The following is a 6000-nucleotide window of genomic DNA, read 5'->3' as shown; positions in this document are numbered from 1 at the left end:
GGGAAAAGAATTTATTTTCTTTTCTCTCTTTCTGTAAAAATTTAATATACTTGCAACTCTTTTCTCAAAAGTTGCATTTATAAGTTGAATTCAAGCTACATTAAATCCGTTTGTTTCAATTTTTACCTTCTTAACGATATCTTTAATAAAGGTATCAAAAAATTTGGGCACCGTTTGCGCTGGTATTTCGATACTTTTATTCTTTAAAAAAGGTTTTAACTTATTGCTATTTATATCTTTTAATCGATATAAATTTTTATCAACAATCAGCCAAGCGGGATCGTTAAGAATAATAACAACAAAGTGGTCTGAAGGTAAAAATAGTCTGTCCTGTTCTTGTAAAGAAAGTGTATAATTAATTCCAATATCATGCTTGACAAAGCTTAATTTGGCTTCTAAAATTGACTTTTCAGAATAAATTTTACATTTTTCAAAATTCTTGTCTGCATCTAAATTTAAACTTAAAGGGAAATTATTTGCTTCTACTATGTCTAGGAAAAGGTTAAGCTTAAGTTCTATAAAAAGTTTTAATGCAAAAGCTATTTTTTTATCTTGAAGTAAATCTTCAATATTTTTAGCCTTGCTTTTAGAGGCAAACTTTTTAAATAACGCACTTGGTTTTAAAATTTCGCAAATTGCTAATAGCTGCGACGTGTTTTGATCTAAATTTGCTTTTTTAATACCTAAACTTTCTAACACTTCTGGTACCGCTTTCTTATCTAGATAACCTTTATAACTTCCTTTTATCACAACAAAAGCTGTAGGTAAGTAATAATTTAATTTGCTATCCAAAGTAATATCAAAGCAGAAAAAATAGGGATTTGACGTTTGCACAAGTATTTATAAAAATTTAAAAAGAGAGAGAAAAGAATAGAATAACACTTATTATTTAGAATTGTAATGTCCTAATGCAATTGAAATACTTATTTAAAACAAACCGGAATAATTTCTCCTTTGGCTAGACAATATTTTTCTACTAATTTAGGGTCAATTTTATTGGTATAATCTTCTTCAATTACTTTAAAACCTATACTACGTAATTTGTCAAAATAGTCACGGCCATAAATACGAACATGATCATACTGACCAAAAATCTTAGCGCGTTCTTTCTGATCCGTGATGGTATCGTCAGCAAATGTGTTTTCTCTTGATAAATCTTGAGGAATTTGTAGAATTGCCATTCCACCTGGTTTTAAAACCCGATATAATTCCTGCATAGCTTTAGTATCATCTGGAATATGTTCTAAAACGTGATTACAAAGAATGATGTCATATTGATTATCCTCAAAAGGTAGATTACAAATATCAGCTTTTACATCGGCAAGAGGCGAAAACAAATCGGTTGTGGTATAATCTAGATTTTTCTGATTTCTGAATAACTTATAAAAAGCTTGCTCGGGAGCAAAGTGTAATACTTTTTTAGGTGTAGTAAAAAAATCAGTTTGTTCATTTAGGTACAGCCATAATAAACGGTGTCTTTCTAAAGAGAGCGTACTTGGCGAAAGCACATTGTTTCTTTGGGTCTCATATCCATAAGGCAACATCGATTTAAAACTTTTCCCATCAATAGGATCAGTAAACTTATCCCCTTTTAAAGAAAATGCGATAATAGGACGCGCGATATAACTTAAACGAATAAGTAATGGACGCGGAATGGTATTTAGAATTAGTTTGAACGTGGATTTCATAGGGTAAATTTAAACACAGATTTCACAAATTTTCACAGATGTTATTATAAAATAATTGTTTTGTATTTTAAGCTGCCTTCTCCAGGATTGAGCAAAAGACTAATTTTGTTTTTTGATGCGGCAAGATAATTTAATGTTTGTTTGATAGCACTATTGGTTAATTCAGGGATGGTTTTTACTTAAAATATGATTTTGTCATAAACAACAAAATCAGCTATGTACTTTCTGAATAGAATAATATCTTTATGAAATCGCGTATAATTTTCTCTTTTAAAAGGTGTAAAATTTAGTTTCAGTTCATTTTCTAAAGCTTCTTTACAAACGATATCACTATAGCCTTTGCTTAAAATAGTATCTACTTTCTTTCAAATACCAATAATCGAATAAGACTCTTTATTTAGATAGACATTAACCATATTTATGTGTTATTTGTAAAAATCTGATAGACTATAGATTAAAAAAAATTCGTGTAATTTACGTCTAAACTTATATTGAAAAAGGAACTTTTCTAAACTCATCCTCTTCATTGCTTACAATTCCCAATGCTTTATATACATAGGCAAAAGTGGATAAAATTTCTGGTTTACCATCAATGATAGCTACGTCATGTTCAAAGTGTGCACTCGGTTTTCCATCAGCTGTTGTTATTGTCCAGCCGTCTTTATGCTGTTTTATATTTCTTGTTCCAAGATTAATCATCGGTTCGATTGCTACAACCATGCCCTCAACGAAAAGCTTACCTCTTCCTTTTTTACCATAGTTTGGCATTTCTGGATCTTCGTGCATTTTCTGTCCTACTCCATGTCCCACTAATTCCCTAACGACACCATATCCCCTAGCTTCTGTATATTTTTGAATAGCGTTCCCAACATCTTCTACACGGTTTCCTATTTTGAATTCCCGTATCCCCACGTATAAAGATTCTTTTGTAATTTGTAATAATTTCTTAGTTTCTGGAGCAACTTCGCCAATTTCGAATGAGTACGCATGATCCCCGTGATAGCCGTTTTTATAAGCGCCACAGTCCACAGAAATCACATCGCCACTTTCTAATGGCTTATTATTTGGAATTCCATGTACTACCTGTGAGTTTGGACTCATACATAATGAATTTGGAAATCCATATAAACCTAAAAAACTGGGAACCGCTCCATGATCACGAATAAATTCCTCAGCTAATTTATCTAAGTATAAAGTGGTAACGCCTTCCTTAATTTCAGAAGCTACCATGCCTAATGTTTGTGATACAATCAATGCACTTTCTCGCATTAATTCTATTTCCTCACGTGATTTTACAATAATCATAATTTTGATTTTTCAGTTTGCAAAAATACAATTTTATAATTATTATTTTCAGTTTGATTTTGTATTCTTAAAAAGTTCATTGTATATCAAAAGATCAAATTCTGTTTAATATATCACAACTGATATGGAAACAAACGCTTTAGTAAAATTTTAATGGCTTTAGGTCTAAATCACCAAAATAGAACATTACGTTTATTTTAAATCTCTTGAAGTTGAAGAACCCTTTGGCTTTTACTAGAACGGATTGAATCCTGCCATTTAAGTTCTCGTGTTTACCGCTTGTGGTTTCTGTAATTATTGCATTTTCGATTCCTTTTGCGTGTCTTTTAAAGGTTTCTACTACTTGGTTTACATGCTTTAAATTCTTTTTGGGCGTTTCTTCAAGCCAAATTTTAAAAAGCTGTAATTTATACGATCAGTGATTATGACTAAATATAGTTATAAAATTCTCTCTAATTACCCATGCCTCTGATGTTTTTAAATTTATTTTAGTCATTTGCTCAAATATTTTTTGTTGATTTTCGGTTCTATTTTCTTCATTTTTCATCACGGAATATTTTTGCTTTATAATTATGTGGTTCTCTTTTATTTCACTTTTTCTAGTTTTATCAATGGCTTCTGATAACTTTTTTACCAGATGAAATTTACCGTGAACTAGTAGTGCAGGAGGTGCTATTTCCGTCATTACATTCATAAATGGTTTCCACATATCAAAATTAACAAGCTTGATTTGTAGTGGTTTTTCTTCTTCGTTTAATTCAAAAAAAAGTGTCTTAACGCTTTTTTCTTTTCGTCCTTCAACTAAATTCAAAACGCATTCTTTATCGCTATCAATTAAAATGGTAGCATATTCGTGTCCAGGTTTATATGCCTTTTCATCCAAGCTAACATTCTAGTGTCAGTAATAAAACCCCTGTGTTCCAATGCCTTTTCTACTGCATCTTCCATAATACTTCTAATAATATAAGTCGTAGTTTTTAATAAGTTAGCTACCGTATCTTGGACGCGAACTCTTTGACAATGCAAAATAGCTTGCTGGCTAAATTTATTGGTATAACTCCTTGATTTGGGTGCGAAAGGAATGTCTATAGTAGTAACTTTTCCTTGTGAATTCACATAGCGTGGAAGGCAACAATGAAGGTAACACTGATATTCAAACCAATTCAAGTGTTGCCATTTTCTTTTCGGCGCATGGTCATAAATTGGAAAATCTACACCTTCTAATTAAAAAATTTGGGGAGATAATTAAGATAAATATCAATTAGCTTTTTTGATTCATTGGTTTCAACGTTTTATACTTCAAAATCATTTCCAATACCTAATAAAATTTTTAATAATTCAGAAAAGTCCATTTTTTTTTAAATAATTTAACCATTAAATATTTACCCTAGCCAAATTTTTTTAATTATAGTAGGAGACAAAGTTAAGTTTAAAACTTGACTTTGTTGTCCTCTCACACCACCGTATGTACTTACGTGTACGGCGGTTTCCTTAAAGTGGTTTACAAAATAACTTCTGATAATTAGATGTTAGACTATAAAAACCTTGTTCTAAAAACCAGTTATTATTCATTCCTATATTTGATGCAGGACTGTTAGACAATTGCCACCACCCTTTTCCGCTTAATGCCAATCGCCAACACAAAGTCTTTTCTACTTTTAGCTTTTACAAAAATCTGACTACTCCAATGGCTCGTTTGCATTGTTTTAATCTAAAACATTTGAGCCGTCTGCGTAGCCATCCTTGCGTAACAACTATTAATTCTTTCAAGATCTGCTCACCACTGACACCTCTTTTTCGATGAGTTATCATTTTGAGTTTGTCTTTCAGACGTTGTTCACTTGATTTAATTAAACCCAATTTACCACCACCCAATAAACTATATCCTAAAAAGTTCACCTTATAGCACGGTTTTATACCGCTCTTTTCTCGGTTTAATTTTAGTTTCATCTTGTTTTCTATAAATTCTATCACGCTGGCTTGTACTCTTTCGGCACTTTTCTAACTGCTTACAAGTATTTGTGCATCATCGGCATAGCGAACAAAATTTAAACCTCTACGGCTTAACTCTTGATCTAATTCATCTAAAACAATGTTGGATAATAATGGACTTAAAGGACTTCCTTGCGGAGTGCCTTTTGTCCGTTGTTCTTGAAGTCCATCGGTTAGAATGTCCGTTTTTAGAATCTTTAAAATAAGCCGAAAAAGGGGCTTGTCTCCTATTCTAGTACCCAATAGCCACATCAATCTTTGGTGATTTACCTCGTCAAAGAATTTGGCTAAGTCTAAATCTACTGCCTTGGTTTTGCCTAATTTGACAAACTTACAAGCCTGTCGCAGAGCTTGATGTGCATTGCGTTTGGGACGGAATCCGTAACTGTTGGGCGAGAACTTGGGATCAAATATGGGTTGCAATACTTGGCTAATGGCTTGTTGCACTACTCGGTCTTTGACCGTGGGGATGCCCAATTGGCGAAATCCGCCTGTGGGTTTTGGGATTTGGATCCCTTTAACGGTTTGCGGCTTATAGATTTCTTGTTGTAGTTCCATTTGAAGGTCTTGGTAATGCTCGGCAAACCAAGCTCCAAAGTCTTTTACACTCATTTTATCTACTCCTGCACTCCCGCCATTGCTTCTTACCTGCTTATAGGCTTTTTGCAAATTACTGAAACTTATAACTTGTTTCCGTAAATTTGTCATCTGATTTCGTTCTTCCTTGCATATAGAAAGCCACTCAGGATTTACCTTTCCGCTGCTTTGATACCATACGGGTGTCGATACAGCGAAAAGGTCGCTGCTAAGAAAACATTCTTCCTGTCCCGCAGGATTCATCTGATTCTTCAACTGTTTTCTATCCTTTTCCATTGTCTTTTACTATTAAAAAAAAACACCTCAGCTTTAAGGATTCGGCCCTTCGCTCCACATTCATTACAAATGCTTCTTCACTACTATGGCTTCGGCTGACTTCTACAATAACACTTTGCCTAAACAGTTCACTCGTCTCAGC

General features: G+C 33.0%; 4 protein-coding genes and 1 pseudogene. All 5 read right to left on the bottom strand.

The window, feature by feature from the left end:
* Positions 1–90: 90 nt before the first annotated feature.
* The 5 genes and pseudogenes from RCH18_RS14570 to RCH18_RS14550 all read right to left on the bottom strand — a co-directional run bounded on the left by RCH18_RS14570 (position 91) and on the right by RCH18_RS14550 (position 5693).
* Positions 91–834: a hypothetical protein gene (locus RCH18_RS14570; protein WP_326937500.1), complete on the bottom strand. Its 744-nt coding sequence runs from the start codon at positions 832–834 to the stop codon at positions 91–93.
* Between the two features lie 89 nt (positions 835–923).
* Positions 924–1688 (bottom strand): class I SAM-dependent methyltransferase, encoded by a 765-nt coding sequence (locus RCH18_RS14565; protein ID WP_326937499.1) that lies wholly within the window; start codon positions 1686–1688, stop codon positions 924–926.
* 486 nt (positions 1689–2174) lie between these two features.
* On the bottom strand, positions 2175–2993 hold the full coding sequence (map, locus tag RCH18_RS14560; RefSeq protein ID WP_326937498.1) for a type I methionyl aminopeptidase: 819 nt from the start codon (positions 2991–2993) through the stop codon (positions 2175–2177).
* Positions 2994–3132: 139 nt separating this feature from the next.
* Positions 3133–3876, bottom strand: a pseudogene (locus tag RCH18_RS14555) (ISL3 family transposase).
* A gap of 1118 nt (positions 3877–4994) precedes the next feature.
* Complete coding sequence (locus RCH18_RS14550) at positions 4995–5693, bottom strand: reverse transcriptase domain-containing protein (protein WP_326937497.1); 699 nt, start codon at positions 5691–5693, stop codon at positions 4995–4997.
* Positions 5694–6000: the final 307 nt, after the last annotated feature.

The organism is Flavobacterium sp. PL11 (assembly GCF_035985025.1).
GTDB lineage: Bacteria > Bacteroidota > Bacteroidia > Flavobacteriales > Flavobacteriaceae > Flavobacterium.
Note: the sequence above shows the minus strand (reverse complement) of the source record. Positions and strands in the feature narration are given on the sequence as shown.

Bases quoted from the DNA above. Each gene is read 5' to 3' on its own strand.
- RCH18_RS14565 (WP_326937499.1), bottom strand. From the start codon at position 1,688: ATGAAATCCACGTTCAAACTAATTCTAAATACCATTCCGCGTCCATTA.
- map (WP_326937498.1), bottom strand. From the start codon at position 2,993: ATGATTATTGTAAAATCACGTGAGGAAATAGAATTAATGCGAGAAAGT.
- RCH18_RS14550 (WP_326937497.1), bottom strand. From the start codon at position 5,693: ATGACAAATTTACGGAAACAAGTTATAAGTTTCAGTAATTTGCAAAAA.